Below are 19,444 nucleotides of genomic sequence, written 5' to 3' on the forward strand. Positions count from 1 at the left end.
TATGCCGTATCCTTTCTAGTGTACTGTAAAATAGAGTGAGCAGGGTTACAAAATTTAAATGTCTATCTATATTGTAAAGGAGTAGCAGATGATGAGTACACAACACACAGAAGATAGATCACAATCTGATGAGCAATTGACGTTAGCGATGGGATGCTTTTGGAGCCCTGAAGCATTGTTCGGACAATTCACAGGTGTGATCCAGACGGCAACTGGATATGCAGGAGGAACTACAAGTCATCCCACATACCGCAAGCTAGGAGACCATTCGGAAAGTATAGAGATGACATTTTATCCGCAAGCGATATCTTTAGAACAATTGCTTTGTTGCTTTTGGGACAATCACCGTCCTGATGCGATCAATGGATATAAAGGCAGACAGTATATGTCGCTACTTTTTTATCGTAATCAGCAACAATATGAAGTGATGTTACGTGTTCAACAGCAGTATGCACCACAGTCGCTCAGTACAGAAATTGTTCCTTATACCGATTTTACAGAAGCAGAAGAGCGTCACCAGAAGTATTATTTGCAACGAAAACCAGAACTGTTCAAGTGTTGGGTAAGCCATTTAGACAATTATGAAAATCTTTTTCACTCTACAATCGGAGCACGATTAAATGCACTTTCCAAAGGGCATATGACTTGGGCAGATATAATAAAGGAGTGGGAAAACAAAGAATTACAACCTGTTGCCAAAAGACAACGGCATAATATATTGGAATGGATACAGCAAAGCTCTACAAACGACTAATTGAGCCTAAAAACCACGTTATAACAGAGATTATAGCTCATATATATCAAAAATTACTTAAAATAGTCAATAATCGTATCATAAAATGGAAAATAAAGGTGTTAAAAAATCAGAATAGACTTAAAATCTGCTTAAAATAAGCTTGTAATTGACTATAAGATCATCTATGATAGTACCAATATAAAAAGTTAAAGCGCTATAACTTTATAAAATGACCTATAAGTTGTATCGGTAGAAAATATTAAAAGTAGAGCGTATCTTTACAATAAGTTATCACAAAATATGCATAAATATGAATTTGTAATATCTAAGAATAAAAAGCTATTACAGAGTAATATTATGCGTAGGAGGTGAAATGATTCTATCAGTTCTAGTTGCAAGTAAATGTTGGATTATTTTTTATTTCGAAAGTTAAAGCGCTGTAACTTATGATTTAGGAAGAATATATTTCGTATGAATAGTAGTCTAATCACGATGATATATCGCTATTTTAAAACAAAATATCTTATCTATAATGTCCTCCAAAGAAATTATCTGTCTTTAGTAAACTAAATAAATAACAATTTAGCGCATTACAGTGTAGTCCCTATCCTATATCATCCTGTATAATGAGCAAAAACAGGATGTTCGTTTTTTGTAAGGTAGCATATCTATAGCATACTTTCAAAAAATAGCATCAATTAGGAGAATATAAGATGAAAGCCAGTATATTTGATGTTGCTAAAAGATCAGGATTATCTGTTGTAACCGTTTCACGTGTGCTTAATGGTGCAGGAACAGTGCGTGAAAAAAATCGCCAAAAAGTGATGGATGCGATCAAAGAATTAGATTATCGCCCAAGTGCTGCTGCTCGTTCTCTTGCTCGTGGTCGTACCGGCATTATTGGATTGATTGTAACAACACTACATGATTCATTTTTTGATGCTGTCGCTAAAGAAATCAATGATACATTAGCGCTTCAAGGTTATTTTTTAGCAGTATCGGTATCTCGTAGCTTTGGTAATCAGGAAAGTCATTATTTGATTCAAGAAGATCGGGTCGATGGATTGATTTTGTTATCTCCTGTAGAAGAAGAACGTTTTGTATCGGAATTGAAAAAGCGTAATATTCCTTACGTGCTGATCGATAACCAATTGTCTGAAAACAATGCGTCTGCGATCACAATTGATAATTACAATGGTGGTTATGAAGCGACTCGTCATCTATTGGAATTGGGACACACTAAGATCGCTCATTTGTGTGGATTAGATGTATTTACGAGTACAAGAGATCGTAGACAAGGATTTATCGATGCTTTGCAAGAAGCAGAACTGGAGCCATTTGCTATTATACAAGGTGATTACAGTATGGATTTTGGGTATCAGACAGGGAAAAAGTGGTTGGCTGATAACCAATTGCCGACAGCTGTTTTTGCAGGGGATGATTATATCGCCATCGGTCTAATTAATGCGCTGACAGAAGCAGGTATACGTGTACCGGAACAAGTCTCTGTTATCGGCTATGATGATCAGGATATCGCTTCACAGTTGCGTCCATTTTTGACTACGATGAAACAACCAGCAGATCAGATTGGACTAGCGGCGGCAGATATGATTTTGCGTAAAATCAGTAATCAGAGTAAGCGTACTACAGGACTCAAATTAAAATCAGAATTGATTATTAGGCAATCGACAGCGCAAGTTAGCAACGATTAGAGGTGACTCATATTGGAATATTACCTGGGCATTGATGCAGGTGGTAGCAAAACAATTGCTTACATTACCAATGAACAAGGTCAGTTAATAGGGCAAGGACGTGCGGGTGCAGGTAATCATCAGACGACAGGATTACTTGCAGGAGAACAGATTGGACTTGCTATCGAGCAAGCATTACAGCAAGCCAGTATTCAGCGTGACCAATTAACATCCAGTTGTTTTGGATTAGCAGGAGCAGATCGACCCGCCGATTATGCTATTTTGCATCCTATGATTCAGAGTCTTGGATTTCATCATTATGATCTGGTTGGAGATACCATGATTGGGCTTCGTGCTGGAACTACGAATGCTTACGGGATAGCGGTGATTTGTGGAACAGGAACGAATAGTGCCGGGATGAATCCAGCAGGTGAAAGTTATCAGTGTGGTGGATTTGATTATATGTATGGAGATTTTGGTGGAGGCGGATCATTATGTATCGAAGTGTTTCGATCGGTGATTCGAGCATGGGATGGAAGAGGTCATTCTACTGTACTCACAGAGCTTTTACTGGATATGTTGCATTATTCAGATGTGCATACATTATTTCACGACTATCTAGATCATCATTATCAAGTACCTGTACAAGTGGCTGAATTGCTATTTACAGCTGCCGCATGGGGAGATGGAGTAGCATTAGATATTTTAGCAAAACAAGGTCAGGAAATAGGAAAATCGATTACAGCGATCGTTAATCGATTGCAAATGCACACGTTATCATTTGATGTGGTGATGGCTGGAAGTCTGTTGACACGAGGAGATCGTGATTGGATTCGTCCGCAGATTGAGCAAGCCTTACAACAATCGGCACCGCATGCCTCACTGGTCAAATTAAAAGTCGAACCTGTGATCGGAGCGATATTACGTGCAATGGAACAGGCAGGACGTCATATTACACCCCAAGTGTATAAGCAGTTATACGATATAGGAAGCCTCACTACAGTACAAGCAAAAGAGCAATCTATCTAATAACAATCACCACTACGCAGATCAAATGTACAGTATACGTCTATTATTTTATAAATACAGGATGTGATCATATATGAATAGGACTCAAGGGTTAAAGGTAGCTGTGATCGGTGGAGGTTCTTCGTATACACCGGAGTTAGTAGAAGGATTTATCCGCTATTATCAGGATCTGCCGATTCGTGAATTGTGGTTGGTCGATATTGAGCAAGGATTACACAAGCTTACTATTGTAGGTGAATTGGCTAAGCGTATGGTCGCTGCTTCAGGGTTGCCGATCAAGATACATTTAACAACGAATAGAAGAGAAGCAATCAAAGATGCTGATTACGTGAGCACGCAAATGCGAGTAGGTATGTTAGAAGCAAGAAGTGTGGATGAACGCATTCCTTTGCAATATGGAGTGATCGGACAGGAAACGACCGGCCCTGGGGGAATGATGAAAGCACTACGCACTATTCCTGTATTACTAGATATTTGCCGGGATATCGAAGAGTTAGCGCCGAATGCATGGTTGCTGAATTTTACGAATCCGGCAGGTATGGTCACAGAAGCGATTCATAAGCATAGTAAAGTACGTAGTATCGGTTTATGCAATGCTCCTATCGGTCTGATCAAATGGTTAACTGCTCATTATCAAGTAGAACCTCATCAAGTCTATGCTGAATTTGTAGGGCTTAATCATCTACACTGGGTTACTCGAATCGATATTGATGGACAATCCAAATTAACAGAACTGCTAGCACAGCGTGAAGAATATTCAGCCGCCAATGTTCCTCAGCAGGGTTGGGATGCCGAATTTCTACTATCGCTACAAGCATTACCTTCCTATTACCTCAAGTATTTTTATATGACTCCTCAGATGCTCCAAGATCAATTGTTAGCTTTTGAAAATGAAGAAACGCGTGCTCAGGTGGTACAGAGAGTAGAGCAAGAACTGTTTGAGTTATATCGCGATCCTGAGCTGCAGGAAAAGCCCAAGCAACTGGAACAACGCGGTGGTGCATATTACTCGGAAGCCGCAGTGAACTTGATGCGTTCGCTTCATAATGGCACAGGAGATATACAGACACTTAACGTTCCAAATCGTGGAATTATTGATTTCCTGCCTGACGATGCTTGTATTGAAGTCAATTGCGTAGTGACTCAACAAGGCCCATTACCGATTCAATTATCTACTGTGCCGGATCATATTAAAGGGCTTATGCATGCGGTAAAAACCTATGAACAACTAACGATTCAGGCGGCAATAACCGGAGATCGTCAACTGGCTTTGCAAGCGATGGTTCATCATCCATTAGTGCCTTCGATAGCGATCGCCAAAGACATGCTAGACGAAATGTTAGAAGCGAATCGTGACTATTTGCCTCTATTTTTCCCGCAAGAGCATATCGCAGTAGCCGAAAGTAGATAAAAGATCTTGAGCCGATCAAGATGATTCGATCCTACCAAATTCAAAATATAACCTATTACATTAGGCTAAGGAGGAATAACCAGTATGCGTACTTCATCGACACAGGCACGTTGGCTTAGCTTCTCTCTTGTAATCGTACTATTTAGTATTTCGTTATCAGGAATGTTAGGATTATCGACGTCTGCTTATGCGGCTAATGAAAAGAAACCTTTTCCACATCAGGTGAATTATGCAGGGATCATCAAGCCTAATCATGTGACTCAGGCGGCGATGAATCAAACCGTAGCTTCTTATTATAGCTATTGGAAATCAACCTATCTCAAAAATAACTTGTCTTCTTTGCCAGGTGGCTATTATGTGCGTGGTGATATTACCGGTGATGCAGAAGGATTTGACCCGCTGGGTACATCCGAAGGTCAGGGGTATGGCATGGTGATTACCGCTCTGATGGCAGGGCAAGATACGCAAGCACAGACGATCTATAATGGATTGTTCAAAACAGCCAGAGCGTACAAAAGTTCAGGCAATCCTGCTCTGATGGGTTGGGTCGTCGCTGATGATACTGCTGCACAAGGTCATTTTGGATCAGCAACCGATGGTGATCTGGATATTGCCTACTCTTTGCTTTTGGCACATACGCAGTGGGGTTCTGGTGGAACCGTAAATTATTTGTCAGAAGCTAAAAAAATGATCAGCGCCATCAAATCTAGCTATGTAACGTCTAATAATGGTATTAATCTGGGAGATTGGGATGCCAAAAACAGCTATGATACCCGTCCATCGGATTGGATGCTCAGTCATTTTCATGCTTTTTACGATGTGACTGGAGATCAGACATGGCTGAATGTGATCAACAATCTGTATAGCAAATATGCGCAATTTAGTAGTAGCTACTCACCTAATACGGGCTTAATTTCAGACTTTGTAGTGGGAAATCCAGCGCAGCCTGCACCAGAGTGGTTTTTGGATGAATTTAAAGAAACAAATGAATACAATTATAATGCTTCTCGTGTACCGCTTCGCATCGTGATGGATTATGCGATGTATGGAGATACTCGTGGCAAGAATATAGCTAACAAAATAGCAGTCTGGATCAAAGGCAAAACCAGTGGTAAACCTGCCAGCATCAAAGATGGATATCAGTTAAACGGGACGGCTCGTGGTACCTATGCAACTGCTGTATTTGTCGCTCCATTTATAGCCGCAGGTGTCACAGATCATGCCCATCAAGCATGGGTCAATACAGGTTGGGATTGGATGAAAAATAGCAAAGAAAGCTATTTTAGCGACTCTTATAATCTGCTCAGTATGTTATTTATCTCCGGTAACTGGTGGAAGCCTACTGTCTCTTGATGATAGGGAGTACATGCATAGATACTTTGCATATAGTGTTATAACAACAGAGATCAGATAATAGCTTTTCAAATGTAGACATGTTCACCAAACCTCTAATCGTTGCTGTCTGCAATGAGTAGAGGTTTGTCTTGTTTTTCTCGCTAACCCTTAGTGTCGTTTGCTTGCTTTAGATGTCTATTTTTGGATTGTGGTATAGTGAGATAAAGTATCACTCAGACAAAAATAATGAAAATAGATGGAGCAGGTGACCACTGTTGAAATGTTTAACTTTAAATACGCATTCATGGCACGAAACGAACCAGTTAGAAAAAATCAGTCAATTGGCTCATTTTATCAATCAACAACAATTTGATGTTATCGCTCTGCAAGAAGTGAATCAATCGATGAGTGAGCCGCATGTAGAGGTATCGGTATTGGAGGAATCACGTTATTACGCTACTGATCAAAATGTGAATATTCGGCAAAATAACTTTGCTTATGTGTTGTTACAGCAATTATCTTCTGATTATTACTGGACATGGGTTCCGACTCACCAGACCAGACAGACCTATGATGAAGGATTAGCGATACTGACCCGTACGCCAATCGTTCAAGCGAGCTACGACTTTGTCTCTCAACTGCAAGACTATAACAATTATCGGACACGTCGTCTGTTGATGGTGCAGACCGAAATGAGCGGACAGCCTGTATGGATAGCAGATGGACATTATGGATGGTGGCATGACGAAGAACATTTCCGTGGACAATGGGATCGTACAGAACAGTTATTAGCACCATACCAAGATCAATTGATCCTTATGCTAGGCGATCTGAACAATGTAGCAGAGATTCGAGAAGAAGGTTATGACTATGTGATGAGCAAAGGCTGGTTCGACACCTATACACTAGCCAAAGTAAAAGACGATGGACATACCGTCGTCAAAGCTATCGCAGGTTGGGAAAACAATGCAACAAGTCTGCGTATCGATTATATTTTAACCAATCGTCCGTTATCTGTTCGTTCTTCTGCTGTGGCGTTGAATGGTGTGAATGGAGCTATCGTATCGGATCATTTGGGAGTAGCTGTGGATTTAGACTTGGAGTAATCCTATTAGCACGATAGAAAATTTTAAAAATTATAGTTCATTAAAACATTAAGAAAAGAGACCTTAACTAACAGGTCTCTTTTTGCTGTATCTATTTTATTGCTTTATTTATTCCGACCATTCACGACGTAACGCAAATAAGTCTTTCAATGCATCATTAGACAATTCAGTGATCCAGCCTTCTGAATTAGAAATAACATTATCACTTAACTGTTGCTTGCTCTCCAACATCTCATCAATTCGTTCTTCTAGCGTACCGAGGGAGATGAATTTGTGTACTTGTACATCACGAGTCTGACCCATCCGATAGGCTCGGTCAGTAGCTTGATTTTCGACCGCAGGATTCCACCAGCGATCCACATGGAATACATGGTTAGCAGCCGTTAAGTTCAGACCGACCCCACCCGCTTTGAGTGATAAAATAAAGACAGATGGCTTGGTGGAATCTCCTTCGACGGCAGGCGCTTGGAATTGCTCGATCATGCGATCGCGTGCTGTTTTGGAGGTGCTTCCGTTCAAATACAATACATTTTCTTGCAATTCTTCTTCCAAAATTTTCTGCATCAACTGACCCATCCCAATATACTGGGTGAAAATCAAACACTGTTCGCCTTCTTCACGTAATTCTTTGACCATTGCTAGCAAGCGTTCCAATTTGGCAGAACGACTAATCCAGGCTTCGGTATTAAATCGTTTACCTTTTTCCGGTTCAGGAGGCGCTTCTTTGGTCACAAGGATCGGATGATCGCATAATTGCTTGAGCTGGGTGAGCGCAGACAGAATCGCGCCTTTGCGCTTGATACCATCCAGATTGTTCATCTGTTGCATTAAGCTGTTAACCGCTTGATCATACAATACCCCTTGTTCAGCAGTCAGATGAATATAGGTTTTCATCTCATTTTTTTCAGGCAAATTCAATTGAATATTAGGATCTTTTTTGGTGCGTCGTAACATAAATGGCTTGACCAGTCGTTGCAAATGTAATGTTCGTTCTTCATCATGATCTTTTTCGATCGCATTGCTAAACCGTTCTTGAAACCCTTTAGCTGTTCCTAGATAACCTGGCGTAATAAAGTCATAAATCGACCATAACTCAGCCAATCTATTTTCAATCGGTGTACCGGTTAATGCTACCCGGTGCATAGCAGATAGACTACGAACCGTTTGTGATTGTCTGGTCTGCGCATTTTTAATATTTTGCGCTTCATCCAGACAGATAGTTGCCCATGTATAACTTTGGAGCAATTCTTGATCCAGTGAAGCTGTCGCATATGAAGTCAGAATCACATCGGCATGATCAATCAATTGCTGAAACTCCGCTCCCGAACGACGTTTACTTCCATAATGAAGCGCCACAGTAAGCGAAGGCGCAAAGCGACTGATTTCTTTTTGCCAGTTCCCAAGTACAGAAGTAGGGCAGATGACAAGAGAGGTCGGGCTGAAAATCGTCTCCTGATGCATATTCTGCATTTCTTCGGTCTGATGAAATTGCTCGGCTAATTGATGAATAGCGATCTCAGCATGTTCTTTAATGTGCAGTAAATACGTGATTAACTGCACCGTTTTACCGAGTCCCATATCATCTGCCAGACAAGCACCCAAGCCGAATTTTCTTAAAAAAGATAACCATGAATATCCTTCATGCTGATAAGGACGCAATTGCGCTTGTAATCCTGCTGGAATCGGAGTGAGTGGAAGATCTACTTGCTGATTAATCTTTTCGATTAACGAAGTGAGATGTTCATTAAGTTCCACTTCCAATTCTACACGCGTACTTTCTTCTTCAATAGCTTCTTCTTCCGCCGCTTGAGCTATTCGATGTTGACGCATCAGATGAAGTTGTAATACATCTTGAAAAGAAAGTCCGCGGCGCTTATCAATTCCGTTCATCGCACGCCGAATCTGCTCTAACAATTCAGGATCAAGTGCAATCCATTGTCCACGGAAAAGTACCAATCGTTCATTACGAGCCGCAAGTTCGAGGAACTCTTCTTCTGAAAGATCGGTATCTCCAATTGAGACACGCCAATCGAAGTCGATCAGTGCATCTAAGCCAAAAAACGATTTGCCATCTCGTTTTTCTTTCTCTTCGCTGACTTTAGCACGTAATTTAGGCTTTTTACGTCGTGCCGCTTCCCACCATGCAGGCAGTAACACTAACCAGCCAGCTTGAAGCAATCGATTACTTTCTGTCGTCAGAAAGCGCCATGCTGTTTCATTGTTCATCGGACGCTGTAAAATATCCGACGTTTCGGCGAATTGTGCTCTTGGTAAAGTAGCTCGTAGATGTTCTAGCCAGCCAGAAGCCCGATCTTGCACATGAATATTCCATTGTTCAGGCCATTTTCCATTAACATGTCCGTCAATTCCCAATTGTACAGGCACAAGCACCGTTTCATCGGCTTTGTCTTGCAGTACAAACTGTAATCGCCAGCCACTGTTAGCATCTTCCGGTTCTAGCAATTGAAGTGCCGGGCGAAAAGGAGCTGTGTCGCTTTTCCAACCGATAGAGACTAACCATGTTTCTTCGTCTAGTCCGGCTGTACTCTGGTTACGATCAAATAACTGCGGATATTCCCGCCGTAGATCAGCGGCTTCTGCTTCACTGTTGTAATATTGGCGGAATACAGTAGCGGAGAATGCCGCTTGTAATCCTTGAACGAATTGCAGTTGAGACGAATTTTTGAGCAAAGATCGTATTTCACGTTCAACTCCGTCTTCCTGCGCCCATTCTAACAGCACATCTTGATCCCAGCTCCACTGCAATTTGCCTTTGCGATATGAAGTTAGACTCGGTAGATATTTACGTTCATCCAGACAGCGCTCCAGATAAGGAGCTAGCTTGCGAATCTGAGCAGTTTCACCTTCCCAATTCCACTGCACATGATGAAGTAAAGGAGCAGATGCAAAATAAGGAATAACCTGTTCAGCAGGCAATACAATCAGTTCTACTTCCGGTGTTTCTTCTACTTCGAGTTCTGTCCCGTAAAAAGAATCTTCATGCCATGCAAATAGCAGATGCTTGAGATAAGTAGCAGGTACAAATCCATAAGCTTCTTTGGAGCCGTAGATTAGAGCATCGCCATACTCGCTGAGTCCCATCTGGACAGTGATGTGTTGAATATAATGACTCATGGTATCAGCTTTCCTTTCCGCAATTCTTCTTGAAGTGCACGCAAGCGACTATGACGCTGAGCAAATTGCTCGATAAAAGCAGTCCAGCGCGGTTCTTGCTTTATTTTTTTATACAATTTGGCTAGACGTTTGAGTAATTTGACTGCCGCTTTGTAGCCTTGTCTATTTTTGTGTGCCATATGACGCTCTACCGCTTGATGGTAAAAAGGCAACAGCATCTCTGGTGCATTATTTTCTAAGGGTTGTAGTTCGGTCACTTTGTAATTGGCAGGATCATTTCCAGCCGCTAACTGATAATCCATCCATAATTGCCATTTGCCATAAGCTAATAATTTTTCTTCGTAAATGCGTCCCCCAACAGGCAATAACTTTTCCAGTGCAATCCACATCTGGGGTTCTTCTGCTGGAAGTTCTGCAATCACTTGCTCCCAGTAAGAAGCGTAATGTTGTAAATTTGACTGTTGTTGGCGTAATACATCCGCAAGTTCAGTCAGCCAGTGGGCTAACCGTTGCCACTGTGCTTGCTGAGTTAAGCGTTCCAGATAATCTGGTAACCGATCAGGATAAAAATCTTGCTTGGTAGCTGCGGTATGGATTAGAGCAAGTGCAACTTCATCATGCTCGGTACCACGTTCAAAATGAATGTGACTTTGTGCTAACCACCATGCTTGCTTGAGTGCAGAATGACCGGATCGCGGTTCTAGTTGTTCTAACAGCTCGACTTCCGCTTGTAGTAGTTGCTCCTTATCTTTCAAGGTGGAGTCAGCCAATATAGCCATCATCCAGTTCATCCAGAGCCGTATATAGCTATCTAAAAAAGTAAACGAATCTCGTGATTCACTCAGCATTTCTAAGCGAATATAAGAAAAGGTTCCACTTAAAAGTTTACTTTGTTCTACGGTTAGAGAATCGGTCAGGTGTAGCGATTCTGCAAAAAGATGCTGTAACGATTTCTGCAATTCAGCTACAGCCAAATGAGTATGATAACCGAGCGATGCCATCGTGCGACTCAGATGATTTTGCACAGGTTGAACGACGATTTGTAGCATATATAAATAAGCATTTAGCTTAAATAATGCTTGTTCTACAGGATCAGAGGGTAATTCTTTTTGGAAAATAAGCGTCAACGCTTCTGTTGTATACTGCACATTACGAATCCCTTGCCCGAGTGGTGCGATATCTTCAGCGAACTGTTGATGCCATTGTTGCACTGCATCATCGATATCTTTTTTTATATTTAATATCAACGTCATATCCTTTATTCTCCTAAGCACTTGTTCAAAATCGATTCGACTTCTTCTAGTGCAATCCAAAGTGATTTTTGCAAAGCATACTATAGTAGTATCAGCTTTTTAACACATAAGAGTTTACCAGTATAAACATATGTTCTCATTATATCATGACCTATCGAATCCTAGACAGCAATAAGCATGATTTACATACCAAAAAAAGACATCCTACGATGTCTTTGATACAGTCGATTATATATCTACAGATATTGGTTATTGTGTGCAATCAAGGATGATCTAGCTTTTCTAAAAGGTAATCGATCAACATATTTTCCGGCGAAGGAAGTAAATGTTCTTTTTGCTATTGGATCATCTGTTGTTGGTGAGCTTTAAGATGATTAGAAGAGAGATCAAAAGAGAAATCAAAAGCAATCGTACCTATCACTGATTGTTGTAAATTAATAGCTTGTATTTGTGCGGATTTTAATTGTAAGACCAACCAGTCCTATTCCTGCAAATAGAGCAAATCCGATCGGATACGAAAATAGATCAATCACGCTACCAGCCAGTAAAGAACCTATAAATTGACCGGCTCCAAGCAGTAAAAAAGAAAGACTGATGCCCATCGAAGGTTGCTCAGGATAAATTCGTGTTGCCCATACCATACAGATACAGCTCAAAAAGATAAATGAACTACCAAATAAAATAGCGGATGCAAAGTTATATCCGATCGAGGGTACGATAAGCACTGCGGTTCCTAATGCCATCATAAGCATACCTAACCGATAAGACTTTGCCAGCCCTAAGCGATTAATCCATGATCCAGAACCGCCAGCGATCATACCGGATGCCCCCATTACAATCCAAAACCAGATCGCTGTTGTGTAAGATACTCCTTGTTCTACAGTCAAAAAGCTGCGTGCAAAAGTCCAATACATAGCAGAACTACTTCCAATGAATAAAGAACCTACAAATAACGTTAGACTATGCGGCTGAAATATTTGTATTTTTTGCATAGAGGATGATGTAGAGTCAGTATGTCTGCGGTTCGGTATATTTTTACTATTCCACCAAAGAGTCAAGATAGCAATAACAGCAAATAATCCATAACTCAAACGCCAGTACTCGGTAAATAACAACGCAATAGGACCGGATAACACCATGCCAAAGCTTGTTCCACTATTGATCCATACATTGCCACGATCCCGATCTGTCACTGATAATTCAGTAGAAGCCGCATGACCTAGAGCAGGAGAGATCCAGCCTGTACTCCATCCAGCAAGAAATAGACTTATTGTTAATATCCATGCATTGGGGGCTAAGGCTACGCCAGCTATACCGACCGCTACACTTAGACCACTCAAGCGAATAATTTGATAATGTCCCCATTGCTGAATCAACCATGGAGCAGTCAACAGCGCTAGACAATAAGCAATATACATTACTGAACTGATTGAGCCTGCATCAGTTGCAGATAAAGAAAGGGAGTGCGAAATTTCAGGTAAAAACAATCCAAAACTATATCGACCTAATGTGTAACAAACCGCAATCATCGCTATACCTGGCAAAATGATCTTATTAGCATTCATCACGTAACACTCCTTTATGTATAAAAAAATATATAGAACGATCATTATACTTATAGTGAAATAAAAAGTGAGTATCTTTATACTCACTGGTGTTTATGACTCGTGTTTATGATCAAATAAGTAGTGAAATAGACAGCATACGATGAGGTAGTGTCTGTTGATCATCATGTATAGGTATTATTTAAGCTACACGTACAAATAGCTTTTCAGTCATATCAATAAATTGGGCACAGACAGTTGCTGTATCTTCCGTCTCAGCAAGTGCAGTAGAGCCTTCTAATAACAGGGAAAATTGCAGAATCTGTTGATGTGTTAAAGAAGAATCCAGTTGCTTGATAAAGTTCATCACATTTTCTTTGTGACGGTTAACAGTCTGCACGACCGGATGAGCCGGATCACCTGCAAATTCTTCTTTAGCTCGTAAAAACATACAACCACGAGATTGAATATCCATCAACCGTTGGGCATGTCCTTTAGCTAGATTCAGCAAAATCGCTTCACGATCATCGGTGAGAAAGCGGTGCAGGTACTCCATATATTGTTGTTCACGTCGCTTTAACACTTCTACAATCAATTCATCTTTGGAAGCGAAATGATTATATAACGTCATAATCGCAATATCTGCTTCTGTAATAATCTGCTTCAGACCAATCGCATGAAATCCATGTTCATAAAAAAGCTTTTCCGCTACCGTTAATAATGTTTCTCTTTTTTTGCTCACTTATATCCCTCCTTATATAGAACGATCATTATATTTATTGTGCAGGAATAATCAATTATTGTCAAATAACTAACATAAAGGTTAACAGATGGGTAGCAAAAGCGTATACTTTATAGCAATCTTACATATGTATGTATAAGTAGTAGTCGTTCTATGTTTATTATCATTATTTGAGATCAACTGATTAAACGGTAAAGGAGAAATGGATATGATAAGCTTTGGAACGATGATTGCTTTTGCGGCGGTAGCTTTGGGGATGGTCTGTGCACCAGGCCCTAATATGATCTATCTTATCTCACGTTCGGTAACACAAGGAAGAGTAGCAGGAGTCATTTCATTATTCGGTGTAGTGCTTGCTTTTGTTGTCTACATTGTAGCTACTATGATGGGATTATCTGCGCTATTTCTAACGGTTCCTATGCTGTATACGATGATTAAATGGGCAGGGGCTGTATATTTGCTCTGGTTAGCATGGAAAGCGATTCGCCCAGGGAGTGATCGCAATATATTAGAACCTCAAGCGTTAACGATTGAGTCTCCTAAAAAGCTATTTATGATGGGTTTTATGACCAATTTACTTAATCCCAAAGCAGCCGTATTATACGTCTCCTTATTACCACAATTTATCGATCCTGCGCGTGGATCAGTATTGATGCAAAGTGCAACTCTTGGTCTGATTCAGATCAGTATTAGCTTTATTATCAATCTATTGATCGTACTGGTCGCAAGTCAGGTAGTATCGTGGTTTGGCAAACGCCCAATCTGGCTAAGAGTTCAGCGCTGGGTAATGGCAAGTGTACTGACAGCTCTAGCAGCAAGAATGGCATTAGATCGCAAGTAATATCAGCGATCTAATGCCGTTTTTTATATTGTGTGTATGATCTTTGTTTGGTCATTTTTATTTTTGTGGAGCATCGCTATAAATGGTTAAGGTTTATTTCATCATATAAGCATGCTTCTTATCAACTTGATTCAACTTCATAGTACTCATTAATTAGCACTATTTTTGTATTCTTGCGGAGTACCTACAAAAAAAGAAAGAGTTTCTGGCATATTGTTCTTCTGCCCGTTAGCATTTTCGCTTCCACCGGATTCAGTATGCAGATCTTGAATAACATTAGACGTATCTTCTATTTTGGTACGGTTCCCTTTTGCATCTACATAATAATAATCGATAGTTCCCGTTATATTTGAGTCAGAAGTTTCTATTTTTCCAGAAGAAGGGACTTCGAAAACAATAAATTTATGTTCAGATGTAAGCGAAGGAGCATTTGGCTGATCAAAAGTAACGGTAACTTCTCCTTTATATCCTTCTGGAATCAAAAACATATACTGCTGACGTTCTTCTTTAAAAATAAAGAAAAGACTGATTACAACTAAAACAACAACACCTAATATTCCAAACCGAATTTTTTTATTCATTACTATCCTCTTTCTGTATTTATTTTGAAAATAGTTATTTAAAGTGTATCTTCTTTTTGCTGTAACTTATAGCTCTTTCATTGCGACCTCTACGAATATTCAAATATTTTGTCCCACGATTCTCTATTCTGTGTTAGCATAAAAATACTAAATAGATAAATAATAAACTATACGTTTGTAAACGCTACCATAAATGGTATTCTGTAAGATTCTTGTAGTCTTCAGTAGAGTTATATAGGGAGTGTCATAATGAAAGAACTATGTAGAATTTTGATCGTAGATGATGAAATTCTGGTAAGACAAGGCATTAAACACTATATGGTCTGGGAACAACACGGATTTCAGATCGTAGGGGAAGCTTCTAATGGAAAAGAAGCACTTGAATTGGTGGATCAATTGCAACCTCATATTGTGATAACAGATATTGTGATGCCTATTATGGATGGGGAAGAATTTACGCGGATTGTGAAGCAACGGTACCCTCATATTGAAGTGATCGTACTGAGCAGTTATGGAGAATTTAGCTATGTACGATCTACTTTTCAAAGTGGGGTCGCTGATTATATTTTAAAACCGAAGTTGGAAACGCAAGAATTGTTGCAGGTACTACAAAAGACTGCACGCCGTATTCCATCTCTTCAATATAATGAACACAATGATCAAGAGTTATTATCGATTGACCATATTATTGAAAAAGTGATCTCTGGCTATGAAGTGAATTATGGACAAGAACTGATCAAGCAAGCTTTTCCGTATGATCATTATTGTCTGATCGGGGTTCAGCCTTCCGGTTATATCGCCAACAATCACACATCTGCTGCGGTACAAAGTCATTTATCTACTTTAGGCATGCGACTGGCAGAAGTGCTTGAATCGTTAGGGACATCGATTGTATTTCGACCTGCACCGGTTAGTGATTCCGGTCTAATTGTGTTTCTAGTTAACTTGGAAGCATCGCAATACGCTAGATTGGTAGCTGTTATTCAAAAGTTAGCAGATGATATCTATACCCAATCTCCGCAAATCGGCTGGGTGATGAGTGATCCGTTTGCTGTATTTGAACAGATTGATCCGGTGTATCATCAACAGATTTTGAAATTGTTAGATTATCGCTTTTATTTCCCGGATCGCAGACTGATGTTAGAATCAGAACTTCCGCCACCGGTTGCAGTACAAGGCGCATTTAATCTAAAGCAGTTTGCCGAAGAAATGAAACGAGAGCATTTTGAATTTGCTTTTCAAGAGTTGCGTCAGTATGTGACAGCGATGTCCGGTAATTATGTCTCGACTCCATTTGAATTGAAGTCTTTTCTAGGTAATGTCGTATTCAATATTATTACATTGCTCGGCAATCTGGATTACGATATCGAACAACTGGATGCTGAGAAATATAATTATTTCAAACAGATCAATGAAGCGGTACACATTAATGAAGCAATTGATTTGCTAAATCGCTTTTTGCTGGTGGTGGATGAGCAGATTGCCGCACGTACACAGCCAAATAGTAACTCTAATATGAAAAAATTATTGGAGTATATTGATGATCATTTTGCAGAGTCGCTCAGTCTGACAGGCTTAGGGCAATATTTTCATTTTAATCCGTCGTATCTGTCTAGCTATTTCACTACCCATAATAAAGAAGGATTTAGCGAATATCTGAACAAAATTCGTGTTGAAAAAGCAGCCGCGATGTTAAAAGAAGACGAGTTCACGATTGCCGATATCAGCAGTAAAGTAGGCTACTCCGATCCTAGTTATTTTACCAAAGTATTCAAAAAACTAACCGGACTATCCCCAAGCCAATACCGCCGTAAACACTTGCGTTAAGCGCTTGGCACCATAAGCGCGACCAAGTCCAATAAGAGAATGATTTTTGCAAAGCAAAATATCTTACTATTTTATATGTATGAATGGGTTACAGAAAAGGGAATGAGTATGAAAAAAAGTATCGACAATTTCAAACAGCAAGGTCTGTTTTTTAAATTATTTATCGTGATGGTCGTGAGTATTATTGCTGTTTGTTTGTTGACTTCACTGGTAACGATTCGAATGTCAGAGCGTTTATTTGCCGAGACATTCAGTATTACCAATTCCAAAGTATTGAACCAGATCAAAACAAGCTTTGAGTCGTTTAACGATTCGATTGTAAATGCCGTCAGCCATGCGTCTCAGACAGCGACAGTCAAAAGCTTTCTCACCAGTGGGGAAGGGGATTCAGTCGCCACAGCCAGCTCGTATTTCAGTATGGGTCAACAGATGAAGCAGATAAAATCCAATGTAGATGCTTATGAAGTAGGGGTAACCGTTATCGGAGTGAATGGAAGAGGCTATTCTTCTGATTATGGATACTGGCCGATTCCGATGAATGCATTAACCAAAAGCCCGATTACCAAAAATACGATTGCTGAACCCAAACGATTGATGTATCAATATGATGAAGAATCGACAGATATCCATCAACCTCCAGAACATTATATTATTGCGTCCAAAGCATTGATGGAACGTACCAGTAATTTTTTGTACGGAACGATTTATATAGCGATTCAAGAGCGAGAGTTCAAGCGGTTTTATAGTAATTTTACCAGTACAGGTAATGACGTGCTTATTGTCAATGCAAGCGGTCGGATCGTATCAAGTAATCGGGATGATTTGATCGGTACATTTGCACCGGAATTGCTTAATTATGCGACTCAAATTAACAAAAAACATCTGGATTATATGGATGCAGATGTGATGGGCAAAGATCATATTATTTTATCGAATTATGTACCTGAATATGATTTTTATCTGGTAAATCTGGTTGATCGTGAATTTGCAGTTGGACAGATCATTAATGTGCGCTCTGTGGCGCTGATCTGTATTGCGATTGTCAGCGGAGCACTATTGATCGTATTTTTAATCTCGCGCCGATTGACGCAATCGTTAACCCGTCTGGTGAAGCAGATGTCTACGATTACCGAAAAGAATTTTGACAATTATATTCAAGTGAGTGGAAGCTATGAAGTTCAGGAACTGGGTCGTGCGTATAACTATATGCTCGATGAGCTGAACGATTATATCGAACGTTTACTTCAGACACAGAAAGATCAGCGGAATGCCGAATTGGCTGCACTACAGCGACAGATCAATCCACATTTTCTATACAATACGCTGGCTTCGATCAAAATTCTGGTGCAAAAAGGCAACAAAGAAACAGCCGCTGAGACCATTAATGCTTTGATCTCGTTACTGCAAAATACGATCAGTAATGTGAGTGAAACGATTACTATCGAACAAGAACTTGGCAATATGAAAAATTATGTATTTATCAACCATGTGCGGTATGGACAACGTGTACAGGTGAACTATTTCGTATCGCCCGATTGTCTCGAATACCATGTGCCCAAATTGATTATTCAACCGTTTATCGAAAATGCGTTTTTCCATGCGTTTAATGAGAAACAAAATGGAATCATCTATATTATGGTCTCTCAATCAGATGGCGTACTTACCTGCGAAGTGGTCGACAATGGAGACGGTATGGAAGGTCTTTCCGCAGAGAGCGAACACAACCCGCTCCCGAATCCGAAAAGCAAACGCCAACTATTTACAGGCATCGGCATCCAAAACGTCCACAACCGCATCACACTACTGTATGGCGAAGAATACGGAGTCACAATCTCCAGTACCAAAGGCGAAGGCACCAAAGTAAAAATCACCATGCCTTTAATTCTGGAACAGCAGTAAAAAGTAAAAGAGCCGAAAACACTCACAACATCGTATCTGCTTACAGATCTATGAGCAATCTCTTACCATTTTGTTTGCTAGTCTATTCTTATTCATATCCCTTACTAAATAACAATAGAAAATACCAACCCAAAATAATTCCACACAAAAAAGGTAGACACTTCTAATCAAGTGCCTATCTTTTTTTGTGGTTGAAACCACCCCATAATCTTTCTATCCAAAAATATTCCTATTCAAATCATTCAATCTCATCCATCACATTCAAATCTAAACAAACCCGAACAAATTGAACTTTATAGTACAACACATAATGA

The 19,444-nt window shown here is 40.0% G+C and carries 14 protein-coding genes; 9 read left to right on the plus strand and 5 right to left on the minus strand.

All coding sequences use genetic code 11. The features are described 5' to 3' along the window. Window positions 1–91 precede the first annotated feature (91 nt). The 6 genes from QCD85_RS13360 to QCD85_RS13385 all read left to right on the plus strand — a co-directional run bounded on the left by QCD85_RS13360 (window position 92) and on the right by QCD85_RS13385 (window position 7,308). Window positions 92–754 carry a peptide-methionine (S)-S-oxide reductase MsrA gene (locus tag QCD85_RS13360; RefSeq protein WP_301262917.1) on the plus strand — a complete coding sequence of 221 codons (663 nt, stop codon included), beginning with the start codon at window positions 92–94 and terminating at the stop codon, window positions 752–754. Window positions 755–1,449: 695 nt separating this feature from the next. Beyond that, window positions 1,450–2,448, plus strand: a complete 999-nt coding sequence (locus QCD85_RS13365) for a LacI family DNA-binding transcriptional regulator (RefSeq protein WP_273614433.1) — start codon at window positions 1,450–1,452, stop codon at window positions 2,446–2,448. Between the two features lie 12 nt (window positions 2,449–2,460). Continuing rightward, window positions 2,461–3,456 carry an N-acetylglucosamine kinase gene (locus QCD85_RS13370; RefSeq protein WP_273614434.1) on the plus strand — a complete coding sequence of 332 codons (996 nt, stop codon included), beginning with the start codon at window positions 2,461–2,463 and terminating at the stop codon, window positions 3,454–3,456. Window positions 3,457–3,529: 73 nt separating this feature from the next. After that, the gene (locus QCD85_RS13375) at window positions 3,530–4,867 is read left to right on the plus strand and encodes a 6-phospho-beta-glucosidase (RefSeq protein ID WP_301262918.1); all 1,338 of its coding nucleotides are present in this window, start codon (window positions 3,530–3,532) and stop codon (window positions 4,865–4,867) included. Window positions 4,868–5,029: 162 nt separating this feature from the next. Beyond that, window positions 5,030–6,220 (plus strand): glycosyl hydrolase family 8, encoded by a 1,191-nt coding sequence (locus QCD85_RS13380; RefSeq protein ID WP_441005625.1) that lies wholly within the window; start codon window positions 5,030–5,032, stop codon window positions 6,218–6,220. 257 nt (window positions 6,221–6,477) lie between these two features. Further along, window positions 6,478–7,308 carry an endonuclease/exonuclease/phosphatase family protein gene (locus tag QCD85_RS13385; RefSeq protein ID WP_301262920.1) on the plus strand — a complete coding sequence of 277 codons (831 nt, stop codon included), beginning with the start codon at window positions 6,478–6,480 and terminating at the stop codon, window positions 7,306–7,308. A gap of 108 nt (window positions 7,309–7,416) precedes the next feature. On the opposite strand, the gene QCD85_RS13390 is transcribed toward QCD85_RS13385, so the two are convergent. The 4 genes from QCD85_RS13390 to QCD85_RS13405 all read right to left on the minus strand — a co-directional run bounded on the left by QCD85_RS13390 (window position 7,417) and on the right by QCD85_RS13405 (window position 13,982). Further along, a complete protein-coding gene (locus QCD85_RS13390; RefSeq protein WP_301262921.1) occupies window positions 7,417–10,443 on the minus strand; it encodes a DEAD/DEAH box helicase in 3,027 nt (1,008 codons plus the stop codon). After that, a complete protein-coding gene (locus QCD85_RS13395; protein WP_301262922.1) occupies window positions 10,440–11,696 on the minus strand; it encodes a hypothetical protein in 1,257 nt (418 codons plus the stop codon). The genes QCD85_RS13390 and QCD85_RS13395 overlap by 4 nt, the downstream gene beginning before the upstream one ends. A gap of 434 nt (window positions 11,697–12,130) precedes the next feature. Then, the gene (locus QCD85_RS13400; protein WP_301262923.1) at window positions 12,131–13,261 is read right to left on the minus strand and encodes an MFS transporter; all 1,131 of its coding nucleotides are present in this window, start codon (window positions 13,259–13,261) and stop codon (window positions 12,131–12,133) included. 181 nt (window positions 13,262–13,442) lie between these two features. After that, window positions 13,443–13,982 (minus strand): TetR/AcrR family transcriptional regulator, encoded by a 540-nt coding sequence (locus QCD85_RS13405; protein WP_273614441.1) that lies wholly within the window; start codon window positions 13,980–13,982, stop codon window positions 13,443–13,445. A gap of 208 nt (window positions 13,983–14,190) precedes the next feature. Between QCD85_RS13405 and QCD85_RS13410 the strand changes: the two genes are divergently transcribed. Next, a complete protein-coding gene (locus tag QCD85_RS13410; protein ID WP_274171250.1) occupies window positions 14,191–14,823 on the plus strand; it encodes a LysE family translocator in 633 nt (210 codons plus the stop codon). Window positions 14,824–14,972: 149 nt separating this feature from the next. On the opposite strand, the gene QCD85_RS13415 is transcribed toward QCD85_RS13410, so the two are convergent. Further along, window positions 14,973–15,404, minus strand: coding sequence for a DUF6843 domain-containing protein (locus QCD85_RS13415; protein WP_301262924.1), 432 nt, complete (start codon window positions 15,402–15,404; stop codon window positions 14,973–14,975). Window positions 15,405–15,653: 249 nt separating this feature from the next. Between QCD85_RS13415 and QCD85_RS13420 the strand changes: the two genes are divergently transcribed. After that, window positions 15,654–17,231: a response regulator transcription factor gene (locus tag QCD85_RS13420; protein ID WP_301262925.1), complete on the plus strand. Its 1,578-nt coding sequence runs from the start codon at window positions 15,654–15,656 to the stop codon at window positions 17,229–17,231. A 108-nt stretch (window positions 17,232–17,339) separates the two neighbouring features. Continuing rightward, on the plus strand, window positions 17,340–19,130 hold the full coding sequence (locus tag QCD85_RS13425) for a cache domain-containing sensor histidine kinase (protein WP_273614444.1): 1,791 nt from the start codon (window positions 17,340–17,342) through the stop codon (window positions 19,128–19,130). Window positions 19,131–19,444 lie beyond the last annotated feature (314 nt).

The sequence above is a fragment of the Paenibacillus sp. PsM32 genome, from assembly GCF_030433815.1.
Classification (GTDB): Bacteria; Bacillota; Bacilli; order Paenibacillales; family Paenibacillaceae; genus Saccharibacillus; species Saccharibacillus kyungheensis.